At 64.3% G+C, this 21,713-nt stretch carries 20 protein-coding genes; 12 read left to right on the top strand and 8 right to left on the bottom strand.

Annotated elements, in window-relative coordinates; genetic code table 11:
* Positions 1–26: 26 nt before the first annotated feature.
* The gene (locus NKJ18_RS18030) at positions 27–674 is read right to left on the bottom strand and encodes a hypothetical protein (protein ID WP_352759059.1); all 648 of its coding nucleotides are present in this window, start codon (positions 672–674) and stop codon (positions 27–29) included.
* 86 nt (positions 675–760) lie between these two features.
* Between NKJ18_RS18030 and NKJ18_RS18025 the strand changes: the two genes are divergently transcribed.
* Positions 761–1,459 carry a type 1 glutamine amidotransferase gene (locus NKJ18_RS18025; RefSeq protein ID WP_352759058.1) on the top strand — a complete coding sequence of 233 codons (699 nt, stop codon included), beginning with the start codon at positions 761–763 and terminating at the stop codon, positions 1,457–1,459.
* A gap of 277 nt (positions 1,460–1,736) precedes the next feature.
* On the top strand, positions 1,737–1,877 hold the full coding sequence (locus NKJ18_RS18020; protein ID WP_006206855.1) for a hypothetical protein: 141 nt from the start codon (positions 1,737–1,739) through the stop codon (positions 1,875–1,877).
* Here the strand turns inward: NKJ18_RS18020 and NKJ18_RS18015 are convergent.
* Genes NKJ18_RS18015 through NKJ18_RS18005 form a run of 3 tightly spaced genes read right to left on the bottom strand, consistent with a single transcriptional unit; the run spans position 1,874 to position 4,643 of the window.
* Positions 1,874–2,641 carry a metallophosphoesterase family protein gene (locus tag NKJ18_RS18015; protein ID WP_352759055.1) on the bottom strand — a complete coding sequence of 256 codons (768 nt, stop codon included), beginning with the start codon at positions 2,639–2,641 and terminating at the stop codon, positions 1,874–1,876. The genes NKJ18_RS18020 and NKJ18_RS18015 overlap by 4 nt on opposite strands.
* 55 nt (positions 2,642–2,696) lie before the next feature.
* Positions 2,697–3,833: an alpha-hydroxy acid oxidase gene (locus NKJ18_RS18010; protein ID WP_023815110.1), complete on the bottom strand. Its 1,137-nt coding sequence runs from the start codon at positions 3,831–3,833 to the stop codon at positions 2,697–2,699.
* 12 nt (positions 3,834–3,845) lie between these two features.
* The gene (locus NKJ18_RS18005; protein ID WP_023827917.1) at positions 3,846–4,643 is read right to left on the bottom strand and encodes an FCD domain-containing protein; all 798 of its coding nucleotides are present in this window, start codon (positions 4,641–4,643) and stop codon (positions 3,846–3,848) included.
* 205 nt (positions 4,644–4,848) lie between these two features.
* Between NKJ18_RS18005 and NKJ18_RS18000 the strand changes: the two genes are divergently transcribed.
* From NKJ18_RS18000 to glcF, 4 genes are all read left to right on the top strand, one after another.
* The gene (locus tag NKJ18_RS18000) at positions 4,849–6,171 is read left to right on the top strand and encodes a DUF3422 family protein (protein WP_023686827.1); all 1,323 of its coding nucleotides are present in this window, start codon (positions 4,849–4,851) and stop codon (positions 6,169–6,171) included.
* Positions 6,172–6,393: 222 nt separating this feature from the next.
* Positions 6,394–7,890, top strand: a complete 1,497-nt coding sequence (locus NKJ18_RS17995) for an FAD-linked oxidase C-terminal domain-containing protein (protein ID WP_352759053.1) — start codon at positions 6,394–6,396, stop codon at positions 7,888–7,890.
* 203 nt (positions 7,891–8,093) lie between these two features.
* Positions 8,094–9,305 (top strand): FAD-binding protein, encoded by a 1,212-nt coding sequence (locus NKJ18_RS17990; protein WP_352759051.1) that lies wholly within the window; start codon positions 8,094–8,096, stop codon positions 9,303–9,305.
* 4 nt (positions 9,306–9,309) lie between these two features.
* A complete protein-coding gene (gene glcF / locus NKJ18_RS17985) occupies positions 9,310–10,635 on the top strand; it encodes a glycolate oxidase subunit GlcF (RefSeq protein ID WP_352759049.1) in 1,326 nt (441 codons plus the stop codon).
* A gap of 4 nt (positions 10,636–10,639) precedes the next feature.
* Here the strand turns inward: glcF and NKJ18_RS17980 are convergent, their stop codons facing one another.
* Both NKJ18_RS17980 and NKJ18_RS17975 read right to left on the bottom strand, forming a co-directional pair.
* The gene (locus NKJ18_RS17980; protein WP_352759046.1) at positions 10,640–11,560 is read right to left on the bottom strand and encodes a bifunctional 5,10-methylenetetrahydrofolate dehydrogenase/5,10-methenyltetrahydrofolate cyclohydrolase; all 921 of its coding nucleotides are present in this window, start codon (positions 11,558–11,560) and stop codon (positions 10,640–10,642) included.
* A 270-nt stretch (positions 11,561–11,830) separates the two neighbouring features.
* On the bottom strand, positions 11,831–12,577 hold the full coding sequence (locus NKJ18_RS17975) for a L,D-transpeptidase (RefSeq protein ID WP_352759045.1): 747 nt from the start codon (positions 12,575–12,577) through the stop codon (positions 11,831–11,833).
* A 209-nt stretch (positions 12,578–12,786) separates the two neighbouring features.
* On the opposite strand from NKJ18_RS17975, the gene NKJ18_RS17970 reads away from it, so the two are divergent.
* Complete coding sequence (locus NKJ18_RS17970) at positions 12,787–13,425, top strand: DNA-3-methyladenine glycosylase I (protein ID WP_023670545.1); 639 nt, start codon at positions 12,787–12,789, stop codon at positions 13,423–13,425.
* A 127-nt stretch (positions 13,426–13,552) separates the two neighbouring features.
* Here NKJ18_RS17970 and NKJ18_RS17965 read toward each other — a convergent pair whose 3' ends face one another.
* A complete protein-coding gene (locus NKJ18_RS17965) occupies positions 13,553–13,795 on the bottom strand; it encodes a hypothetical protein (protein ID WP_023732340.1) in 243 nt (80 codons plus the stop codon).
* A 203-nt stretch (positions 13,796–13,998) separates the two neighbouring features.
* On the opposite strand from NKJ18_RS17965, the gene hisS reads away from it, so the two are divergent.
* The 5 genes from hisS to NKJ18_RS17940 all read left to right on the top strand — a co-directional run bounded on the left by hisS (position 13,999) and on the right by NKJ18_RS17940 (position 20,688).
* Positions 13,999–15,504, top strand: a complete 1,506-nt coding sequence (hisS, locus tag NKJ18_RS17960) for a histidine--tRNA ligase (protein WP_352759043.1) — start codon at positions 13,999–14,001, stop codon at positions 15,502–15,504.
* 178 nt (positions 15,505–15,682) lie between these two features.
* Positions 15,683–16,801: an ATP phosphoribosyltransferase regulatory subunit gene (locus tag NKJ18_RS17955; RefSeq protein WP_352759041.1), complete on the top strand. Its 1,119-nt coding sequence runs from the start codon at positions 15,683–15,685 to the stop codon at positions 16,799–16,801.
* The gene (hisG, locus tag NKJ18_RS17950; RefSeq protein WP_352759038.1) at positions 16,798–17,499 is read left to right on the top strand and encodes an ATP phosphoribosyltransferase; all 702 of its coding nucleotides are present in this window, start codon (positions 16,798–16,800) and stop codon (positions 17,497–17,499) included. Before NKJ18_RS17955 ends, hisG begins: the two co-directional genes overlap by 4 nt.
* Before the next feature lie 234 nt (positions 17,500–17,733).
* A complete protein-coding gene (locus NKJ18_RS17945) occupies positions 17,734–19,494 on the top strand; it encodes an AMP-binding protein (RefSeq protein ID WP_352759036.1) in 1,761 nt (586 codons plus the stop codon).
* Positions 19,495–19,584: 90 nt separating this feature from the next.
* Positions 19,585–20,688 carry a calcium:cation antiporter gene (locus tag NKJ18_RS17940; protein ID WP_352759034.1) on the top strand — a complete coding sequence of 368 codons (1,104 nt, stop codon included), beginning with the start codon at positions 19,585–19,587 and terminating at the stop codon, positions 20,686–20,688.
* A 104-nt stretch (positions 20,689–20,792) separates the two neighbouring features.
* On the opposite strand, the gene NKJ18_RS17935 is transcribed toward NKJ18_RS17940, so the two are convergent.
* Positions 20,793–21,701, bottom strand: coding sequence for a hydrogen peroxide-inducible genes activator (locus tag NKJ18_RS17935; protein WP_023751744.1), 909 nt, complete (start codon positions 21,699–21,701; stop codon positions 20,793–20,795).
* Between the last annotated feature and the right edge of the window lie 12 nt (positions 21,702–21,713).

Here is a 21,713-nt window from a genome sequence, read left to right as displayed (position 1 = left end):
AGGAATGGGCGAGGCGGTGCCTGGCGTCAAGTCTCGGCGGAACGATGCCACACCGGTTCAAAACCGTGCCGCAGCACCGAAACGGTCGTGGCCGGTGTGAGCAGGCGCAGCGACCGGCCGGCAAGGCTGTCGAAGGCCGCCGCATCGCCATAGCCTGCGAACGACCAGGGCAGCGCCTTGCCGCCGCGCAGCGCATAGGCCGAGCCGCCATCCGCGATCATCGCTCCGTCCGGCAATTCGGCAAGCTCTCCCATGGTGACATCAGGTGGCTTGCCGCCGGAAGCCAGCCGCTCCTTGTGCAGCCGCTTGTCCACCATTGGCGCGCGCGGTTCATTTACACCGAAGACTTTGCCGAAACGCCCGACAAAATCCGTGGCTCGCTCACGCCGGCAATAGAAACAGGGACGGTGCCCGGCGGCCAGCGCCGTCACCTCGTCGAGGAAGAACAACTCGGTCCAGCCGGCCCTGCCGCCCGGCCTGTTCCTGCCCATCGGCTCGCGCCGCACATTGCGGAATTGGCAGACGCAGATGATCCAGGCCGGCAAGGCCCAACGCTTTTTCAGCAGCGTCTTGGTCTCAGGATCGTGGATGATGCCGCGATTGCCGGTGAACAGGCCGCGCTCGGATACGGCATGGATGGCGCCGAACGGATCGACCCGGTTCTGCAGTGGCATAGTTCTCTCCCGAATGCGCATCTTGGCTGCAATACGGGCGACATGATATCGCTCCTCGCGTCATTTCATGTCAGCAGGGTTTGGCGATGCGGGTGCTGGTGGTCCAGAACTACGACAATACCGGCCTTGGCCAGGTTGGCATTGCGCTCGCCGAAGCGGGCGCCGATCTCGACCTGCGCCGGCCCTACAAGGGCGACGCGCTGCCGCACGACGCGACCGGACACGATGCCATGGTGATGCTTGGCGGCGGTCAGAATGCGCTGGCCGACGATGACTACCCGTATTTCCCGGCGCTGCTCGAACTGACCCGCGATTTCGCCGCCAAGGATCGCTCGGTTCTCGGTATCTGCCTGGGCAGCCAGTTGGTTGCCCGCACTTTCGGCGGTGAGAACCAGATCGGCGGCGCCTCGGAATTCGGCTGGCACAAGGTATCGCTGACGCCGGACGCCAGAACCGATCCGGTGCTTGGCGCACTTCCCCAGGATTTCCCCATCTTCGAATGGCACGACGACACTTTCGCGCTGCCGTCAAATGCGGTGCGGCTTGCCGGCAGCGACATTGCTGAGAACCAGGCGTTCCGAATCGGCCGCGCCGTCTACGGCTTCCAGTTCCATTTCGAGGCCGACCGGCCGATGGTGAGGGACTGGAGCACGTCCTTCGCGCCGCTGATTGCCGATCGCCATCCCGACTGGCACGATCGCCTCGACAGCGAAATGGCTCTCAACGGCCCCGAGGCTGATGCCGCGGGCTTGGCCATTGCCCGCGCCTGGGTGGCGACGATCTGAACCCAGCCAACGCGCGGCCGTTGCATAATTGGCACGCGGCGGGGAATCTGCCGGGGACAACTTCTTTCGTCCTTGGTTTGTGGCCGAACGCCATCCTACAAGGCGCGCGCTATGCATCGGCAATGCAACCGCGATGAACCTTCTGTGTGATCCGCGCGACACACCGCCGATACAGAATCGACCTACAAGCGCGAAATCGTCGAAACTTTGAGACGAATTCTCGGTTTCAACCCATTGGTAACCGCCTCGTGCCCAGATGCAGGAAGCTCAACTAGAGATGACGTCCGTGAAAGCAGCGCTTCTGTCCTTTGTCATGCTGTCTGCCATCGTTTTGTGCGGTCTCGGCATTTATTCCGCCGATGCAGCCAACAACCATCAGGCCGTCGACGGCTACGGCGTCACCGCCGCGCTTCGCTAAAACGCTTTTCCCTGCACCGTCAGGATACGCTTGTCCGCGCCGTCCACGGCGAGCGCGCTGAGCATGCCTGACTGCCAGGCGAGCGTGTCGACATTGACGCGGTTCGGCATCACCTCCGCCTCCGGCACCGGTGTGTGGCCGTGCACGATCACCTTCGGGTAAAGCCTTGGATGGTTGTGGAAGACGTCGCGGATCCAGACCAGATCCTGCGGGCTCTGGCTCTCCAGCGGCACGTCAGGCCTGACGCCGGCATGGCAGAAGAAGAAATCACCTGATATCAGTGACAATTGCAGCGACCGCAGGAAGTCGACATGGGCTTGCGGTACAGCATTGACCAGTGCCTGGTGTCCCCGCCGTAACGCCTCGGCCTTGCCGAACCAGCTTGCTTGTTCCGCTAGGTCGACGCCATAGGATTGTGCCGTCTGCACGCCGCCATAGCGGATGAACAGCCCTTCCGGGTCAGGCTCGTCGAGAAAATCGAGGAAGCCGATATCGTGGTTGCCGGCGAGCATCAGATGCCGTGGATCGCGTTTCTGTACCTCGATCAGGAAGTCGATGACGCCCTTGGACTCTGGTCCGCGGTCGACATAGTCGCCGAGGTGGATGACGCGCCAATCGCTGGTCGGCTTGTATTCGAGTTCGCTCTCGATGCGGCGATGCATGGCCGCGAGCAGGTCGAGCCGGCCATGCACGTCGCCGATCGCATAGAGGCGCATGCCATCGGGTGCGCGCGCGTCGAGGTAGTGGATGCCGGTCTCGGTCAAGGCGGCTTCGTCTCCGTGATCCAGCGAGGCTAGGGTCTAATCGGTGAACAAGACCCTATCGCCGCAACTGGTCCTTGCCCATCTCGGTCACCAGCCGTTTGCCGCACAGTGCCAGCGTGATGTCCATCTCCTTGCGGATGATGTCCAGCGCCAGGGTCACGCCTTGCTTGCCCATGGCGCCCAATCCGTACAGGAACGGGCGGCCGATATAGGTGCCCTTGGCGCCGAGGCAAAGCGCCTTCAGCACGTCCTGGCCCGAGCGGATGCCGCCGTCCATATGCACCTCGATCCTGTCGCCGACGGCATCGGCGATCTCTTCCAGCGCCATGATTGACGACGATGCGCCGTCGAGCTGGCGCCCGCCATGGTTGGAAACGATGATGGCGTCGGCGCCGGTCTCGACCGCCATCAGCGCGTCCTCCTTGTCGAGAATGCCTTTCAGGATCAGCTTGCCGCCCCAACGTTCCTTGATCCAGGCGACATCCTTCCACGACAGGTGCGGGTCGAACTGCTCCGTCGTCCACGATGCCAGCGAAGCGACGTCGCCGACGCCCTTGGCATGGCCGACAATGTTGCGGAAGGTGCGGCGCTTGGTGCCGGCAATGCCCATCAGCCAGCGTGGCCGCATGGCGATGTTGGCAATGTTGGCCAGCGTCATCTTGGGCGGCGCCGACAGCCCGTTGCGGACATCCTTGTGGCGCTGCCCCAGGATCTGCAGGTCGAGCGTCAACACCAGCGCCGAGCATTTTGCAGCCTTCGCCCTGTCGATCAGGTCGAGCACGAAATCCTTGTCGCGAAGCACGTAGAGCTGGAACCAGAACGGCTTCTTCGTCACCGACGCGACATCCTCGATCGAGCAGATGCTCATCGTCGACAGCGTGAACGGCACGCCGAATTCCTCTGCCGCCTGCGCCGCCAGCATCTCGCCATCGGCATGCTGCATGCCGGTCATTCCAGTTGGGGCAAGCGCCACCGGCATCGCCACTTTCTCGCCGATCATGGTCGATTCCAGCGAGCGGTTGCTCATGTCGACCAGCACGCGCTGACGGAATTTTATCTTCTGGAAGTCCTCCTCGTTGGCGCGGTAGGTGCTTTCGGTCCAGGCGCCGGAATCGGCATAGTCGTAGAACATCTTCGGCACCCGCCGGCGCGCCAGGTCCTTGAGATCGGCAATGGTGAGGATGTCGCTCATGGTGGTTCCTCGTTAGCCAGTCGTCTTGAAGCCGTCGTCGGCGTCGGAGCGCTGCTTGAGCCTGAGCCGCGACACGCGCTGCCACTCGCCGCTGCGTTCGGCCTCGAGCATCGAGCGCTCGACATAGGAGATATGGTCCATCGCCGCCTGGCGGGCAGCTGAGGGATCGCCGGCCTTCACGGCTTTGTAGATCGCGCCGTGCTGGGCCAGCAGCGCCTCGCGCGCTCCGGGCACGCTGAACACCAGAAGCCGGTTCTGGAACACGCCTTCAGACAGCAGCCGGTAGCAGGAGCGCAGCGTATGCAAGAGGATGATGTTGTGCGCGCATTCGCACACAGCATGGTGGAACTCGACGTCGATTTCCGCCTCGTCGTCGAAATCGCCGGTGCGGTGCGCCTCGTCCATGCGCGCCATGATGCGGTCGAGCAGCGCAATGTCGTCCGCTGTCGCGCGTCGCGCCGCATATTCGGCCGCAACACCTTCGATCTCGCGGCGGTATTCCAGATAGTCGGTCACCGCCTTGCGGTGCATCGAGATGAGGTCGGTCACCGGCTTGGTGAACAACTGGCCGATGACGTCGGCGACATGGGTGCCGCCGCCGGCCTTGGTGATCAGCAGCCCGCGCCCTTCCAGCGCCTTCAGCGCATCGCGCAGGATCGGCCGCGACACGTCGAACTGGCGCGCCAGCTCGCGCTCGCCCGGCAGCCGGTCGCCGGTGCGCAGCACGCCTTCAAGGATCAGGCTTTCGATCTGCTGCACCACCTCGTCGGCGGTGCGCGAATGCTCGATCCTGGAGAAAATATCGCTCAACGGGGGCCTGGGAAATTGAACCGGTGTCGCGCAAGATAAAGCCAGCGTCGCCAACTGGTCAAATTATTTATCCAATTTGCCCAATCGGGTCGGTCTGCGCGTCGCGCCGGCAGGACCTACGATGCTAGACTTTGGTGTTTACGCGCCTCATGGATTGCCTTTAGAGGACGCCATCACACGAAGGGTCGAGAACAGGGGGACCACCGTGTCGGACGAGACGTCCAACCTCGAATTCCAGCCGCGCGCCCAGGGCAGCGTGATGGGCTTTCCCGCGCATGAGGGACGGCCCGGCGCGATCGGCGAGGTCCATGCCCGGCCGCATCCGCTGATCGAGAAGCCGCGCGTGCTTGTGCAACTCGCCTTCATGACCGAGGGCGGCTCCGGCGTCGACATGGCCGTGCTCTCCGAACTGTCGCGGCGCCTCGGCATCGCGGCGCCCGACCGTCATGCCCGCCACCACGCCATGAAGTGGGGCAAGGGTACGCTGCGCTGGGAGCGGCATACGGAATTCTCGACCTATCTTTGGGAAGGGCCGCTTGCCGAAAGCGGCAGGGCGCAGGAGGATTCTCCTTTCGGCAACGGGTTCTCGCCGCCGGGAACGGTGATCTCAGGCATAAGGCTGGAGATCCGCAAATGGACGCCGGCAAGCGAGAAGCTGATTGCGGCCTTCGACCCGACGAGCCTCTGCTATTCGCTGGTCGAGCGCGGCAATGCGGCCATCGTCACCGATTTCCGCCAGGACGGCGACGGCCTGACCCGCATCCTGGTGCTTGATCGCGGCCTGACGCCGGCGCGGACCGGCGCGCTGTCGCAGCGGCTGATCGACGTCGAGACCTACCGCACGCTTGCCATGCTCGGCCTGCCGCTGGCGCTGACCCTGTCGAGCCGCGCCCGCCGCATTGAAGACCGGTTGGCGCAGACCACGCTGGAAATGAAGGTCACTGAAACCCGCGACAGCCAGACGCTGCTCGCCGACCTGACCGAGCTTGCCGCCGAGCTGGAAGCCGATGCCGCCTCCAGCCTCTATCGCTTCGGCGCCAGCCGCGCCTATGACGGCATCGTTGTCGAGCGGCTGGAGGCGCTGGACGAAGAAGCCGTGCCCGGCTACGACACTTGGGGCGGCTTCCTGCAGCGGCGGGTGGCGCCTGCCATGCGCACCTGCCGTTCGGTCGAGGAGCGCCAGGCCAACCTGTCGCGCAAACTAACCCGCGCCACGACGCTGCTGCGCACGTGGGTTGATGTCGAGGTCGAGAAGCAGAACCGCGATCTGCTGGCGTCGATGAACAACCGCGCCCGGCTGCAACTGCGGTTGCAGCAGACGGTCGAGGGCCTGTCGGTGGCAGCAGTGTCCTACTATGTCGTCGGTCTGATCTCCTACCTTGCCAAGGGCGCCTCGATCTTCGGCCATGCCATTGCGCCCGAAGTCGTCACCGCCGCCTCGGTGCCGGTCGCCATCGTGCTGGTCTGGTGGGGTGTGCGGCGAGTGAGGCGGATGCACTCCGAGCCGGCGAAACATCCGGGGGAGTGAGAAGCGGTCCGCGCAGCGGACGAAAAGCCAATTGCTTGGCTTTTCGAGCTTCGAACGCCCTGAGCCAGCGAAGGGCAAGGCGCTGGACGATCCGCCCTGCCGGGCCAGCGGCAGATTGCCGCTGCGGAAGGCGGGCAGTACGCTCTTTGCCCGACGCGGTGTTTGCAACATCCGGATGTAACTGGTAAAAGATTTTTACCAGCCAAGCGGAGGACGCCGCCGATGTCCGGCCTTGTCATGCCCAAGCCAGACGACGCCACGATGCGAAGGCGCGCAGAGATCGTCGCCGATATGCGCATCATCGTGCCGGGCGAGGGCGTCGTCGACGCCACCAACGAAATGCGCGCTTTCGAAAGCGACGGTCTCACCGCCTACCGGCAATTGCCTCTGGTCGTGGTGCTGCCGGAAACGGTGGCGCAGGTGTCGCGGGTGCTGAAATACTGCAACGACCGCAACATCCGTGTCGTGCCGCGCGGCTCCGGCACCTCGCTCTCCGGCGGCGCGTTGCCGCTCGAGGATGCCGTGCTGCTGGTCATGAGCCGCTTCAACCGCATCCTTGCCATCGACTATCCCGATCGCGTCGTCGTCGCTCAGCCCGGCGTCACCAATCTCGGCATCACCACCGCCGTCGAGCAGGAGGGCTTCTACTATGCGCCCGATCCATCCTCCCAGATCGCCTGCTCGATCGGCGGCAATGTCGCTGAAAATTCCGGCGGCGTGCACTGCCTGAAATACGGCCTGACCGCTAACAATGTGCTGGGCATCGAGATGGTGCTGATGAACGGCGAGGTGGTGCGCCTGGGCGGCAATCATCTGGACTCGGAAGGCTATGATCTCCTCGGCGTCATGACGGGGTCCGAAGGCCTGCTCGGCGTCGTCACCGAGGTCACGGTACGCATCCTGAAGAAGCCGGAGACGGCGCGCGCTCTGCTGATCGGCTTTCCGACCAGCGAGCAGGGCGGCCAATGCGTCGCCGACATCATCGGCGCCGGCATTATCCCTGGCGGCATGGAGATGATGGACCGGCCGGCGATCCATGCCGCGGAAGATTTCGTCCACGCCGGCTATCCCCTTGATGTCGAGGCGCTGCTGATCGTCGAACTCGACGGGCCGGGCGTCGAGGTCGATCACCTGATCGGTCTCGTCGAAGCGATCGCCTACAGGAACGGCTCCACCACCTGCCGCATCTCGCAATCCGAACAGGAGCGGCTGAGTTTCTGGGCCGGCCGCAAGGCGGCCTTCCCGGCGGTCGGCCGCATCTCACCCGACTATTACTGCATGGATGGCACCATCCCGCGCAAGGAATTGCCGCGTGTGCTCGCCGGCATGCGCGAACTGTCGGGAAAATACGGCCTTGGCGTCGCCAATGTCTTCCACGCCGGCGACGGCAATCTGCATCCGCTGATCCTCTACGACGCCAACGTGCCGGGCGAACTCGACAAGGCGGAAAGTTTTGGCGCCGACATCTTGCGGCTCTGCGTCAAGGTCGGCGGCGTCTTGACCGGCGAGCACGGCGTCGGCGTCGAGAAGCGCGACTTGATGCCTGAAATGTTCAACCAGATCGACCTCGACCAACAAATGCGCGTCAAATGCGCCTTCGACCCCAACCATCTGCTCAACCCCGGGAAGGTGTTTCCACAACTGCGCCGCTGCGCGGAGCTTGGGCGCATGCACGTGCATCGCGGCCAAGTGGCGTTTCCGGACATTCCGAGGTTTTGAGTGGCTAAGTTGGCGCGTGAACACCCCCCTCTGTCCTGCCGGACATCTCCCCCTCAAGGGGAGAGATTGGCAGCTTGCGCGCCTTACCCTTCCTTCAAGGTCGGAGATTGGCGAAATCGGACGCGACTTCCGATCTCCCCCCTTGAGGGGGAGATGTCCGGCAGGACAGAGGGGGGCGCGAAGGAACTCGACCCATCTTCGCCATGACGACCTTCACTCCCACCACATCGGCCGAGACCCTCTCCATCGTCCAATGGGCGGCCGCGGAAGAGTCACCTTTGGAAATCATCGGCCACGGCTCCAAGCGCGGCATCGGCCGGCCACAGCAGAGCGAACACACGCTCGATCTTTCGAAGCTCACCGGCGTCACCCTCTACGAGCCGGCCGAACTGGTGCTGTCGGCGAAGGCCGGCACACCGCTTTCCGATATAGAAAGCCTGCTCGCCGAAAACGGCCAGCAACTTGCTTTCGAGCCGATGGACTACGGCCCATTGTTCGGCGGTATCAAGGGAAGAGGCACGATCGGCGGCGTGCTTGCCGCCAACCTGTCCGGCCCGCGCCGGCTGAAGGCGGGGGCTGCACGAGACCATATTCTGGGAATCAATGCGGTTGCCGGTCGTGGTGAAGCGTTCAAATCAGGCGGCCGCGTCGTCAAGAATGTTACCGGCTACGATCTGTCGAAGCTGATGGCCAACAGCTGGGGCACGCTGGCTGTATTCACCGATGTCACCTTCAAGGTGCTGCCGGCGGCCGAGATCGAGGTGACGCTTGCCGTGCGCGGCTTGCTCGACGATGCGGCGGCTGCCGCCATGGCGCTGGCGCTAGGCTCCAGCGCCGAAGTGTCGAGCGCCGCCCATCTGCCCGAGCGCACCGCCGCGCGCGTTGCCGGCGGCAGTCTCGGGGCCGACGCCGCAACGCTGCTGCGCGTCGAAGGCTTCGGCCCTTCGGTCGCCTACCGCATCGAGGCACTGAAAACCCTGCTCAAAAATGCGGGCCCGCTGCAGGAGATTGCAGGCGAGGCCTCGCATTCCCTCTGGCGTGACATAAGGGACTGCACGCCATTCGCCGACCGTAGCGAAAAGCCGGTCTGGCGCGTCTCCATGGCGCCGTCTCAGGCCCATCAGATGGTGCTGACGCTGCGCATGCAGATCGGTGTCAGCGCCTTCTACGACTGGCAGGGCGGGCTGGTCTGGCTGCGCATGGAGGAGGGCGATCCCGAGGCCGCCCTGCTGCGCGGGCTGATCAGAAAGCTTGGCGGCGGCCACGCCACGCTGGTGCGCGCCACCCCTTCGCATCGCGCCGCCGTGCCGGTGTTCGAGCCACAGGCGCCGCATCTGGCCGCCCTGTCGGCTAGGCTCAAGGCCGAGTTCGATCCCAAGGCCATCCTCAATCCCGGCCGCATGGCCCAGGGCTAACGCGATGCAGACCAATTTCTCCCTTGCCCAGCTCGCCGATCCGCATGTCGCGGAATCGGAGAAGATCCTGCGCAAATGCGTGCATTGCGGCTTCTGCACCGCCACCTGCCCGACCTATGTCACACTCGGCAACGAGCTGGATTCACCGCGCGGGCGCATCTACCTGATCAAGGATATGCTGGAGAACGGCCGTCCCGCCGACAAGGAGATCGTCACCCATATCGACCGCTGCCTGTCCTGCCTCGCCTGCATGACGACCTGCCCGTCGGGCGTCAACTACATGCATCTGGTCGACCATGCCCGCGCCCATATCGAGGAGACTTACAGGCGGCCGCTGCTCGACCGGCTGACCCGCGCCCTGCTGGCCCTAGTGCTGCCTTACCCCGCGCGCTTTCGCGCCGCGCTGAAGCTGGCGAGATTGGGCAAGCCGTTCATCGGCCTGTTCGAAAAGGTCCCAGCCTTGAAGCCGCTCGGTGCTATGCTGAAGTTGGCGCCGGCCTCGATCCCGGCGGCCTCGCCGATGGCCTCTCCCGGCGTCCATGCCGGGCAGGGGACGAAGAAAGGCCGCGTCGCCATCCTCACCGGCTGCGCCCAATCGGTGCTCGATCCCGCCATCAACGAGACGACGATTGCATTGCTGACCAGGCTCGGCATCGAGGTCGTGGTGCCTGAGGGCGAGGCCTGCTGCGGCGCGCTGGTCCATCATATGGGCCGCGAGGCAGCCGCACTAGCCTCGGCGAAGCAGAATGTCGATGCCTGGACACGCGCCATCGACCAGGGTGGGCTCGATGCCATCGTCATCACCGCGTCCGGCTGCGGCACCACCATCAAGGACTATGGCTTCATGCTGCGCCTCGATCCGGCCTATGCAGACAAGGCTGCAAAGGTCTCGGCGCTGGCCAGGGACATCACCGAATATCTCGCGAGCCTCGACCTGCCCGAGCCGGTGCGCAAACCCGGCACCGTCGTCGCCTATCACTCCGCCTGCTCGATGCAGCACGGCCAGAAGATCACCCGCCAGCCGAAGGAATTGCTCGCCAGGGCCGGCTTCGTCGTGCGCGATCCGCGCGAGGGACATCTGTGCTGCGGCTCGGCCGGCACCTACAACATCCTGCAGCCGGAGATTTCCGCAAGGTTGCGTGACCGCAAGGTGAAGAACATCGAGGCCACCGGCGCGGAGATCGTCGCCACCGGCAACATCGGCTGCATCACCCAGATCGCTTCCGCCGCGAAGCTGCCGGTGGTGCACACGATCAAGCTGCTCGACTGGGCCTATGGTGGTCCGAAGCCGGAGGGCGTCTCCGAAGGAAACCTGGTCGCCGCCGAGTAAGCAGCTATTCCGCTGCCAGCCGGTCCACCACGCCATACGTCGCCTGGTAGCGCGCGCGCTGGCGGCTGAGAGCTACCATTGTGTTGCGCAGCAGGATCGCCACGGTGATCGGACCGACGCCGCCGGGCACCGGCGTGATCCAGGACGCGACTTCCTTCACGCTCTCGGTGTCGACGTCGCCGACGATGCGGCTCGTGCCGTCCGGGCCGATCTCGGAATTGATGCCGATGTCGATGACGGCCGCACCGGGCTTCACCATGTCGGCCTTGATCAGCCTGGGCTTGCCGACGGCGACGAACAGTGCGTCGGCGCGGCGCGCATGTGCCGCCACCGAGCGCGTCATGTGATGGCACACCGTCACCGTTGCGCCTTCGCCCATCAGCAGGAAGGCAATCGGCTTGCCGACGATCTCGGAATGGCCGACGACGACGACTTCGAGCCCCTTGAGGTCGAGGCCGGTTACCTTGAGCAGCTCGACCGAGGCCGCAGCCGTGCAAGGCGCGAGGTCGAGCTGATTGTAGACGATATTGCCGATCGACGCCGGATGCATGCCCTCGACGTCCTTCAGTGGATGCACCGCCGCTTGCAGCGTCTTGATCGGGATATGCGCCGGCACCGGCCGCTGGATGATGATGCCGGTGACGCGCGGGTCGGCGTTCAGGCCGTGGATCGCCGCCTCGAGTTCGCCGGCGCTGATGTCGGCGGGGAACCGCCGCTCCTCGAAACCGATGCCGGCAAGGGCGGCCTTGGCGCGCTGGTTGCGCACATAGACATCGACGGCAGCGGTATCGCCGACGGTGATCGACACCAGCTTGGGCGGAAAACCTTCGGCGGTGGCGATGGCGGCATCCTCGCGCACGGATGCCATGATGCGCTGGGCGACCGGGCCGCCCCGGAGATAGCGGCTATCGTCTGGCGGAGACATGGCTGAACCTTTGCAGCGAGTTTGGCGCAGGGGAGTTTGGCCGTCCCTATAGCAGGGGAAATGCGGCAAGGCAGCGTGAAAGCGAACCGTCATCCCCCTGGCGCGACGTTCTGGCGCAGCCTGGCTCAGCTATAGCCGCAAAGAGAAAGGGCAGCGCGGTTTCCCGGGCTGCCCTTTCCTGACTGGCCGCATCCCCACACGGCCCGTCCCCCGTAAACTCTTCCCGACCCTGAAGGTCTAGCCTTCTGGACCAGATGATTCGGTAGCCGACTATATCACGACCACGGTCGTTCCAACATTGACCCTCTCGTAAAGGTCAACCACGTCCTCGTTGCGCATGCGGATGCAGCCGGAAGACACCGAGCCGCCGATGGTCCATGGCTGGTTGGTGCCGTGGATGCGGTATTCCGTCGTGCCGAGATAGAGCGCGCGGGCGCCAAGCGGGTTTTCCTCGCCGCCGGCCAGATAGGTCGGGAGGTAGCGGCCCTTGGCGGCCTCGCGCTTGATCATCTCCGCTGGCGGGCGCCAGTCCGGCCAGACGCGCTTGTTGGTGATCTTGTGCGTGCCAGACCATTCGAAGCCAGGCTTGCCGGTGCCGACGCCATAGCGCCGCGCCTTGCCGTTCTTCTCGACCAGGAACAGGAAGTTCTGCGTCGTATCGATGACGATCGTGCCCGGCTTCTGTGGGCCGTCATAGGCGACTTCCTGCGGCAGATAGAGCGGATTGATCTGCGGCCGCATCACCACGCGCTTGACCGGCGCCTGCACGGAAGCAGTGCGCACCCGATCGGGTCGCGCTGGCTGCGCATAGCGAAGGCGTGGCTGCTGCTGCACGAACTGGCGGCTCTGCCGCACGATGCCGGGCGCGCGGCCAAGCTGCAGCACCCAGGGCGCGGAAAGGTCGGGGCTCACCATCACCGGCGGCCTGTCGGCATAGCGGTCGTTGGCGGCAGACGAGGTGACGCCGGCGGCCAGAATGGCCACGGCGCCGAGCACGGAACGCAAAAAGATCTTCATCGGAACGCACCTTGATCGTCGAACGGACGGAGGCGGAACTTGCCCCCGGTTGCGCGATCCTTGGCGCGAAGCCACAACCGAAACATGAATCGGAATGCGTAAAATGCCGCTTTGTCAGTAAACCTTTTGGTGTGGTTACCGCCGGGTTCAGGAATCTGGTAAAGCCGCGGTAAATGCAGCGCAAAAGCGCGTTAACGGATGGATTGGCCATGGCGCAAGACAACACCGGACTGCTTACCGGCTCCGACGGGATCACGCGCTGCTTCTGGCACGGCAATCTGCCGGACTATCTGCACTACCACGACCATGAATGGGGCCGGCCGGTCGCCGACGACCGCAGGCTGTTCGAAAAGATCTGCCTCGAAGGCTTTCAGTCCGGCCTGTCCTGGCTGACCATTCTGCGCAAGCGCGAGAATTTCCGCGAGGCCTTCGCCGGTTTCGACTTCGACAAGGTCGCTGCCTTCACCGACGAGGATGTCGAGCGCCTGGTCGCCAATGCCGGCATCATCCGCCACCGCGGCAAGATCGTCTCGACCATCAACAACGCCAAACGGGCGTGCGAAATGGTCGACGAGTTCGGCTCGCTGGCCGCCTGGTTCTGGAAGTTCGAGCCGGGGCCGAAGGAGCGGCCGGCGGTGGTGGACATGGCGCATCTACGCGCCAACCCGACGACAGGGGTCTCGATCAGGATTTCGAAGGAGTTGAAAAAGCGCGGCTGGACCTTTGTCGGCCCGACGACGGTCTACGCCTTCATGCAGGCGATGGGTCTGGTCAACGACCATCTCGAAGGCTGCGTGTGCCGGGAGCAGGTGGAGAAGGAACGCAAGGCCTTTAAGAGGCCGAAGTAGGGCGCTGTCCCCCTACCTCCCCCTTGTGGGGAGGTCGCGCCGAAGGCGCGGGTGGGGGTATCTTGGCGCTGCACCCCCACCCCGACGCTACGCGTCGACCCTCCCCACAAGGGGGAGGGTAAGGAGCTCACGTCCCACTTGCGCCAGTCAGGAACAATCCCGCGACAATCGCCGCCAGTGCCGCAAAGGTCGGATAAATCACCAGCAATCCAGTCATCAGCGCCTCGCGCATGGTGGAACGCTTGCGCTCGTCGGCGGTGACCTCGAACGGACCGAGGCTCGCCGTCACCGGCGCACGGTTCTCGGCCGGCCGCAGCCGGACTTCATGCAAGCCGTCGTCTCTGATGTCGAATTTGTGTGCCGCAGTCATGGCCCCAACCCTTTGTTTCGGCGCGCTTATCGGCTCTGATTGTGTCGGCACGATGCCGCGCCGATGGCGGAATTGTTTCCTTTTGGTGCGTTTTGTTTCGGAGGAGAAGGAAAAAGCGCAAACCCTTGCCGCACAAAGCCGCTTCGGTTAGGACACGCCCACTCCAAACAAGTCATCGATTACTAAGCGAAAAGACCCATCCCATGGCCGACAAATCGGAAAAGACGAAAGCGCGGCTGCCGCGCGGCTTTGCCGACCGCAGCGCCGACGATATCCGCGCCGTCGAGAAGATGATGGCGACGATCCGTTCGGTCTATGAGCTCTACGGTTTCGAGCCGGCCGACCAGCCGCTGATCGAATACACCGATGCGCTCGGCAAGTTCCTGCCCGACCAGGACCGGCCTAATGAGGGCGTATTTTCTTTCCAGGACGATGACGAGCAGTGGCTGTCGCTGCGCTACGATTTGACTGCGCCGACAGCGCGCTACGTCGCCGAGAATTTTGAGAAGCTGCCGAAACCCTATCGCAGCTACCGCTCCGGCTGGGTGTTCCGCAACGAAAAGCCCGGCCCGGGCCGCTTCCGCCAGTTCATGCAGTTCGACGCCGACACGATCGGTACGCCGGGCGTCGCAGCCGACGCCGAGATGGCCATGATGATGGCCGACGTGATGGAAGCGCTCGGCATCAGGCGCGGCGACTACGTCATCCGCGTCAACAACCGCAAGGTGCTCGACGGCGTGTTGGAGGCGATCGGCCTTGGCGGTGACAACAATGCCGGCCGCCGGCTGACCGTGCTGCGCGCCATCGACAAGCTGGACAAGCTCGGGCCGGAAGGCGTGAAGCTTCTGCTTGGGCCGGGCCGATGGGATGGCGGCAAGGAAGGCGAGGGCGACTTCGCCAAGGGCGCTGGTTTGGACGACGGGCAAGCTGAAGCAGTTCTCCTCGCCACGGCAAGGAACGCACAGGTCGACCAGGTTTCCATGGTGAGCTCGAACCCGACTTACCAAGAAGGCGTCAGCGAGCTCGCGACGATTGAAGCCCTGGTCAGGGCGGCCGGATATGGCGAAGATCGCATCGCCATGGACCGCTCCGTCGTTCGTGGCCTCGAATACTACACCGGCCCGGTTTTCGAGGCCGAGCTTCTGGCCGAAATCCCCAACGAAGACGGCCAGATCGTGCGCTTCGGTTCGGTCGGTGGTGGCGGCCGCTATGACGGGCTGGTCTCGCGCTTCCGTGGCGAGCCGGTGCCGGCGACCGGCTTTTCGATCGGCGTCTCCCGCCTGATGACGGCGCTGAAGAACCTCGGCAAGCTGGACACCACCGATGTCATCGCGCCGGTCGTCGTGCTGGTGATGGACAAGGATACGGAAAGCCTCGGTCGCTACCAGAAGATGGTGGCCGATCTGCGCGCGGCCGGCATCCGCTCCGAAATGTATCTCGGCGGCGCCGGCATGAAGGCGCAGCTGAAATATGCCGACCGCCGCGGCAGCCCGGTCGCCGTTATCCAGGGCGGCGACGAGCGCGCCAAGGGCGAGCTGCAGATCAAGGATCTGATCGAAGGCGCGCGGATGTCGGCTGAGATCACCGACAACGCCGAATGGCGGGCTGCCCGCCCGGCGCAGGTGACGGTGGCGGAGGGAGAGCTGGTCGCCGAGGTGAAGAAGATTTTGGCGGCGCAGGCGGCCGACCGTGCGAAGGGTGGCGCTTGAAGGCCCCCCTCTGGCCTGCTGGCCATCTCCCCCTCAAGGGGGGAGATTGGATGTCGCGCATGGTTTCGCCAATCTCCGGCGTTGAAGAAGAGGCGCTGCGCTCCAAGCTGCCAATCTCCCCCCTCGAGGGGGAGATGGCCGGCAGGCCAGAGGGGGGTGCCTCGCACCCAACCAGCCGATGACTCGCTATCCCGCCATCGCATCCGAAATCACCAAGCTCTTCGCCACCCGCAACACCCATGCGGTTGAGGTCGCGGTGCTGCAGCCGGCCGACCCGTTCCTCGACATGGCCGGCGAGGATCTGCGCCGCCGCATCTTTCTCACCGAAAGCGAGACCGGCAAGACGCTGTGCCTTCGTCCCGAATTCACCATCCCCGTCTGCCTCGACCACATCGCCTCGCAGGCCGGCACGCCGCGCCGCTATTCCTATCTCGGCGAAGTGTTCCGCCAGCGCCGCGAGGGCGGCAACGAGTTCTTTCAGGCCGGCATCGAGGATCTCGGCGACCGCGATACGGCTGAGGCCGACGCCCGTTCGCTGGCCGATGCGCATGCGCTGCTGCAGCTGGTGCTGCCGGCGCAACCTCTGGCGATCACGCTCGGCGACCAGACCATCTTCGAGGCGGTGCTGGCAGCACTCGGCTTGCCGCGCGGCTGGCGCATGCGGCTTGCGCGCGCCTTCGGCTCGGCGCCGATGCTGCAGGCAGCACTCGCCGATCTCGCCAACCCGCCGCGCAACGGTCAGCTTGACGGCGATGTCGCGGCCCTTGTGCTCGATGGCGATCTCGAAGCGCTTTCCGCCCACATCGCCGGCGGCATGGAAGAGGCCGGCCTGTCGGGCTCCGGCGGGCGCGCGCCGGCGGACATTGCCCGGCGGCTGATCGAAAAGGCCGAACTGCGCAGCGTGCGGCTGTCGAACGAGGCCTTTGCAGCACTCAGGGATTTTCTCGCCATCGACGTGCCGCTCGACGGCGCCAGCGCTGCGCTCGAAAGCTTCGCCGCTGGTGCCGGGCTTTCGCTGGGCGCGGCGCTGGAAAAATTCGCCGCCCGCGCCAAAGCCATCGAGGCGCATGGCCTGCCCGTAAAGACGATCCGCTATGACGCCGCCTTCGGCCGTCCGCTGGATTACTACACCGGCATCGTCTTCGAGATCGCAGCACTTGGTGGCGAGCGGCCGCTGGCCGGCGGCGGTCGCTACGACCGGCTGCTGACCCTGCTCGGCGCCAAGACGCCGATCCCCGGCGTCGGCTTCTCCGTCTGGCTCGACCGCATCGAAGCGTTGCGGGGAGAGGCCAAATGATCACGCTGGCGATCCCGTCGAAAGGCCGGCTCAAGGAGCAGGCGCTGGCGGTACTGGCCAGGGCCGGGCTTGCCGTCAGCCTGCCCGGCGACGAGCGCCAGTACCGCGCCCGCATCGATAACGCCGAAGGCATCGAGGTGGCGTTCCTGTCGGCGTCCGAAATCGCCGGCGAGATCGGGCAGAGGTCGGTCGATCTCGGCATCACTGGCGAAGACCTGTTGCGCGAAACAGTCGCCGACTGGGAGGCGCGCGCCGAAATCGTCGCTCGCCTCGGCTTCGGCCATGCCGATGTCGTGGTCGCGGTGCCCGGCATCTGGCTCGACGTCGATACTATGGCCGATCTCGACGATGTCGCCGCCGATTTCCGCCAGCGCCACGGCAGGCGGCTGAGGATCGCAACCAAATACTGGCGGCTAACGCAGCAGTTCTTCTCGCAAAAGCACGGCATCCAGGTCTACCGCATCGTCGAAAGCCTCGGCGCCACCGAAGGCGCGCCGGCGGCAGGCCTTGCCGATGTCATCGTCGACATCACCACCACCGGCTCGACCCTGCGCGCCAACCATCTCAAGGTGCTGGTCGATGGGGTTGTGCTGAAGTCGCAGGCCTGCCTCGTGGCTGCCAGGAAAGATCGTGCTGCTGCGGATGAGGCGCTAGTGCGGGAAATAGCCGCGAAGATGAGCGCGCTCCCTCCCCCTTGAGGGGAGGATGGACAGCCGCCAAAGGCGGATGGACGGGTGGGGTCGCTCCGGCAGTGCTCGACGCGAGACGACCCAAGCCGGGTCGACCGTGAGCAAGGAAGTCGAGCACTTCGCCGAGGGTCCCACCCGCCTCGCTTCGCGAGGCACCCTCCCCGCGAGGGGGAGGGGAACCGCCTCTACTTTCCACCATCCCATCAGGCTGATAGGCTCGCCATATCCCGGGAGGAAACGGCGATGGCGATCAATCTCGACGAGCTCAAGAACGCCACCAATCTGCGCGGGCGCGGCAGGGCTTTCATCGCTCCGCTCGACGGCCGGGCACACGTGTCGGGCGACCGTTCGGTGCCGCTGCTCGACAAGACGATCCCTCAGCTTTTCTCCGGCACGGTCAGCAAATACGCCACGCAGGATGCTGCCGTCTTCGTCGGCCAGGACAAGCGCTTCACCTGGAGCGAACTGTCGGACACGGTCGATACGCTCGCCGCCGGTTTCCTGGCGCTCGGCCTCGAAAAAGGCGACCGTGTCGGCATCTGGTCGCCCAACCGCTGGGAATGGCTGGTCACCCAATTCGCCACAGCTCGCATCGGCCTGATCCTGGTCAACATCAACCCGGCCTACCGGCTGACCGAGCTCGAATATGCCCTCAACAAGGTCAGCTGCAAGGCGCTGGTCACCGCCGCCAGTTTCAAGACCTCCGACTATCTCGGCATGATCGAGACGCTGGCGCCGGAGCTCGCCAAGGCCACCCCCGGCAAGCTCAAGGCGCAGAAATTGCCGGCGCTGAAGATCGTCATCCGCATGGGCGATGACAACTCGCCCGGCATGTTCAATTTCGCCGACGTGCTGTCGATGGCCGGCCGTGACGAGCATGACAGCCTCGACCGCATCTCCGAAGGGCTGAAGCCGGGCGAAGCCATCAACATCCAGTTCACTTCGGGCACGACGGGCGCGCCCAAGGGCGCGACGCTGACCCACACCAACATCGTCAACAACGGCAATTTCGTCACCGCGGCAATCAGGCTCACCGTCGACGACCGGCTCTGCATCCCGGTGCCGCTCTATCACTGCTTCGGCATGTCGATGGGCACGATGGGCTGCGTCACCAAGGGCGCGACCATGGTTTTCCCGGGCGAGGGTTTTGACGCCGGCGCCACGCTGAAGGCGGTGGCGCAGGAACGCTGCACCGGCCTCTACGGCGTACCGACCATGTTCGTCGCCATGCTCGACCATGCGGATTTCGCCAGCTTCGATCTCTCCAGCCTGCGCACCGGCATCATGGCGGGCTCACCATGCCCGATCGAGGTGATGAAGAAGGTGGTGTCGCTGATGCATATGGAGGAAGTGACCATAGCCTATGGCATGACCGAGACCAGTCCCGTCTCCTTTCAGAGCAGTGTCGACGACCCGCTGGAAAAACGCGTCTCCACTGTCGGCCGCATCCATCCGCATGTCGAGGTCAAGGCCATCGACGCCGAGGGCGCCACCGTCGCCGTCGGCGCGCCGGGCGAGCTGTGCACCCGCGGCTATTCCGTCATGAAAGGCTACTGGGACGACGCGGAAAAAACCCGCGAGGCGATCGACAGCGACGGCTGGATGCACACCGGCGATCTCGCCACCATCGACTCCGAGGGCTATTGCAACATCGTCGGCCGGGTCAAGGACATGGTTATCCGCGGCGGCGAAAACGTCTATCCCAGAGAGGTCGAGGAATTTCTCTATCGCCATCCCAAGGTCAAGGAGGTGCAGGTGTTCGGTATTCCCGACCCCAAATATGGCGAGGAGCTGTGCGCCTGGATCGTGCTGAAACCGGGCCAGATCGCCACCGAGCAGGAGATCAAGAATTTCTGCGCCGGCCAGATCGCCCACTACAAAATCCCCCGCTACATCCGCTTCCGCACCGAACTGCCGATGACGGTGACGGGAAAACCGCAGAAGTTTCTGATGCGCGAGGCGATGGTGGAGGAACTGGGGCTGGTGGTGCAGAAGACGGCTTGAGGGTTGAACGCCGGGGGACGGGATTGCCCGCTTCGACATTGGGGTGCTCGACAGGCTTCCGCAAGGTTCGCCGAACGCATTGGGGCTTGAATGACTGGTTTCGCACGATCAGCGACTTCCTATGCGATGCCTTTGGCCGCGCTGGCACTGGCCGTTGCGGTCAGAGCCAGCGGGCTATCGGTGGACGAAGGTTCGCCGAGCGTCAGGATTCTCGTCGGAGCGCTCTCGAGTGCGATCATGTTCATCACTATTTTCGTGGTGCTCGATCACGCCGAGGCGATGGCCCACCGTGTGGGGGAACCCTACGGCACATTGGTGCTGACTTTTGCCGTGACGGCAATCGAGGTGTCGATCATCGTTTCCATGATGCTGCATGGAGAGAACAACCCCACGCTTGCACGTGAGTCCGTCTTCTCGACGGTGATGATTGCCTCCACCGGCGTTGTCGGAATGTGTCTCACGTTTGGCGGCTGGCGTCATCGCAAGCAGGCAATTGTCCGGCAAGGGACAAGCGCATATCTGGCGGTTCTGGCCGCACTGACCGTCATGACGCTTATCCTGCCGACCTATACACGGACCACCGATCCCGGCACATTTTCGGCAGCTCAGCTTGGCCTTGTGAGCGTACTTTCCGTGCTGCTCTATGCAAGTTTTGTGTTCGCGCAAACCGTCCGGCACCGGGACGACTTCATCGAAGGACTGGCACACGACCTTTCGGCGCGAACCGCCCCTCACAAAAGCATCTCTTCCAGCGCTCTGCTCCTGGTAATCGGACTGATCGGAATTGTCATGCTCGCCGAGCAGGTCGCCGCAAGTGTTGAAAATGCGCTCGTTGCTTACCAGGTGACCCAGGCTGACAGCATTGTGGGGGCAATGATCGCGGGTCTGGTTTTGATGCCGGAAGCCATTTCGGCGGTTCGCGCTTCACTCAACAATGAGCTGCAGCGCGGCCTGAATGTCGCAATGGGTTCGGCTTGCGCCACGATTGGTTTGACGATACCTGCGGTCGCAGCAGCCAGCCTGCTTACGGGACGAGGGTTGACCCTGGGGCTCCCGGAAGCTGACGCAGTACTTTTGGTTTTAGCGCTTTTCATATGCGGCGTAAGCTTTAGCAACGAAAGGACGACCTTCCTGACCGGAATCGTCCATGCCGTTGTGTTTTTTACGTATGTATTTCTGGTATTTATCCCTTGAGGCTTTGGTGCGATCTGGCGACCAGCCATCAAGGCGGGTATTCTCGAACGCGCCTGATTTGAGCTTTTCGGGGTTCCCAAGGCGACATCTAAGACCCGAACGACTCACACCCCCATCACCACCCCATCCAGCCCGCGAATGATCTTCGCCAACTCGACGCACTCATCATGCCGCACCTTGTTGCGGCGCCAGGCGAGGCAGATCGTGCGTTGCGGCATTGGCTCCTGGAACGGCACGATCTTGAGGTCCGGCATGGCGCTGGCCGGCCTTGCCGCCATTTCGGGGATGAGCGTGACGCCGAGACCATGCGCCACCATCTGCAGCAGCGTCGTCAGGCTGGTGGCGCCGTAGCTTGCCATCGCTACGGGACGCACGCTGCCGCAGAGCGCGAGCGCCTGTTCGCGCAGGCAGTGGCCTTCCTCCAAAAGCATCAACCGCTCCAGCGCCGGGCTTTCCGGCGGCACCGGTGGCGAGGCGAAGGCTGGATCTCCGGCTGGCACGGCGAGGAAGAAGCGGTCGGCGAACAGTTCCTCGGTGACCAGGCCCGGCTGCTCGAGCGGCAGCGCGGCGATGAAGGCGTCGAGCCGTCCGGTTGCCGTGTCCTCGACCAGTGATGCCGTCACTGCTTCGCGCAGTTCGAGCTGCAGGGACGGAAAATGCCGCTTCAGCTCCGGGAGCACATGCGGCAAAAGATACGGCGCCACGGTCGGGATGATGCCCAGCCGGAAGCGGCCTTCCATGGCCGGGCGGCCGCGCCGGGCCGTCGTCTCGACATCACTGATGTCGCGCAGGATGCGCTCGATGCGTGGCAGCAGCGCTTGCGCCTCTTCCGTAATCCGCACCGTCTTGCCGCCGCGCTCGAACAGCCGGCAGTTCAGTCTTTGCTCCATCTCGGCGATCTGCGCGGACAGCGCCGGCTGGCTGACGCCGGCGAGTTTTGCGGCGCGGCCGAAATGCAGCGTTTGCGCCAAAGCCTCGAAATATTGCATCTGACGCACGGTCAAGCCAATCATAAGGAAAGCCTA

The sequence above is a fragment of the Mesorhizobium sp. M0217 genome (assembly GCF_040321955.1).
GTDB lineage: Bacteria > Pseudomonadota > Alphaproteobacteria > Rhizobiales > Rhizobiaceae > Mesorhizobium.
The sequence above is the reverse complement of the archived record's forward strand: the minus strand, read 5'-3'. Positions and strand labels throughout refer to the sequence as shown.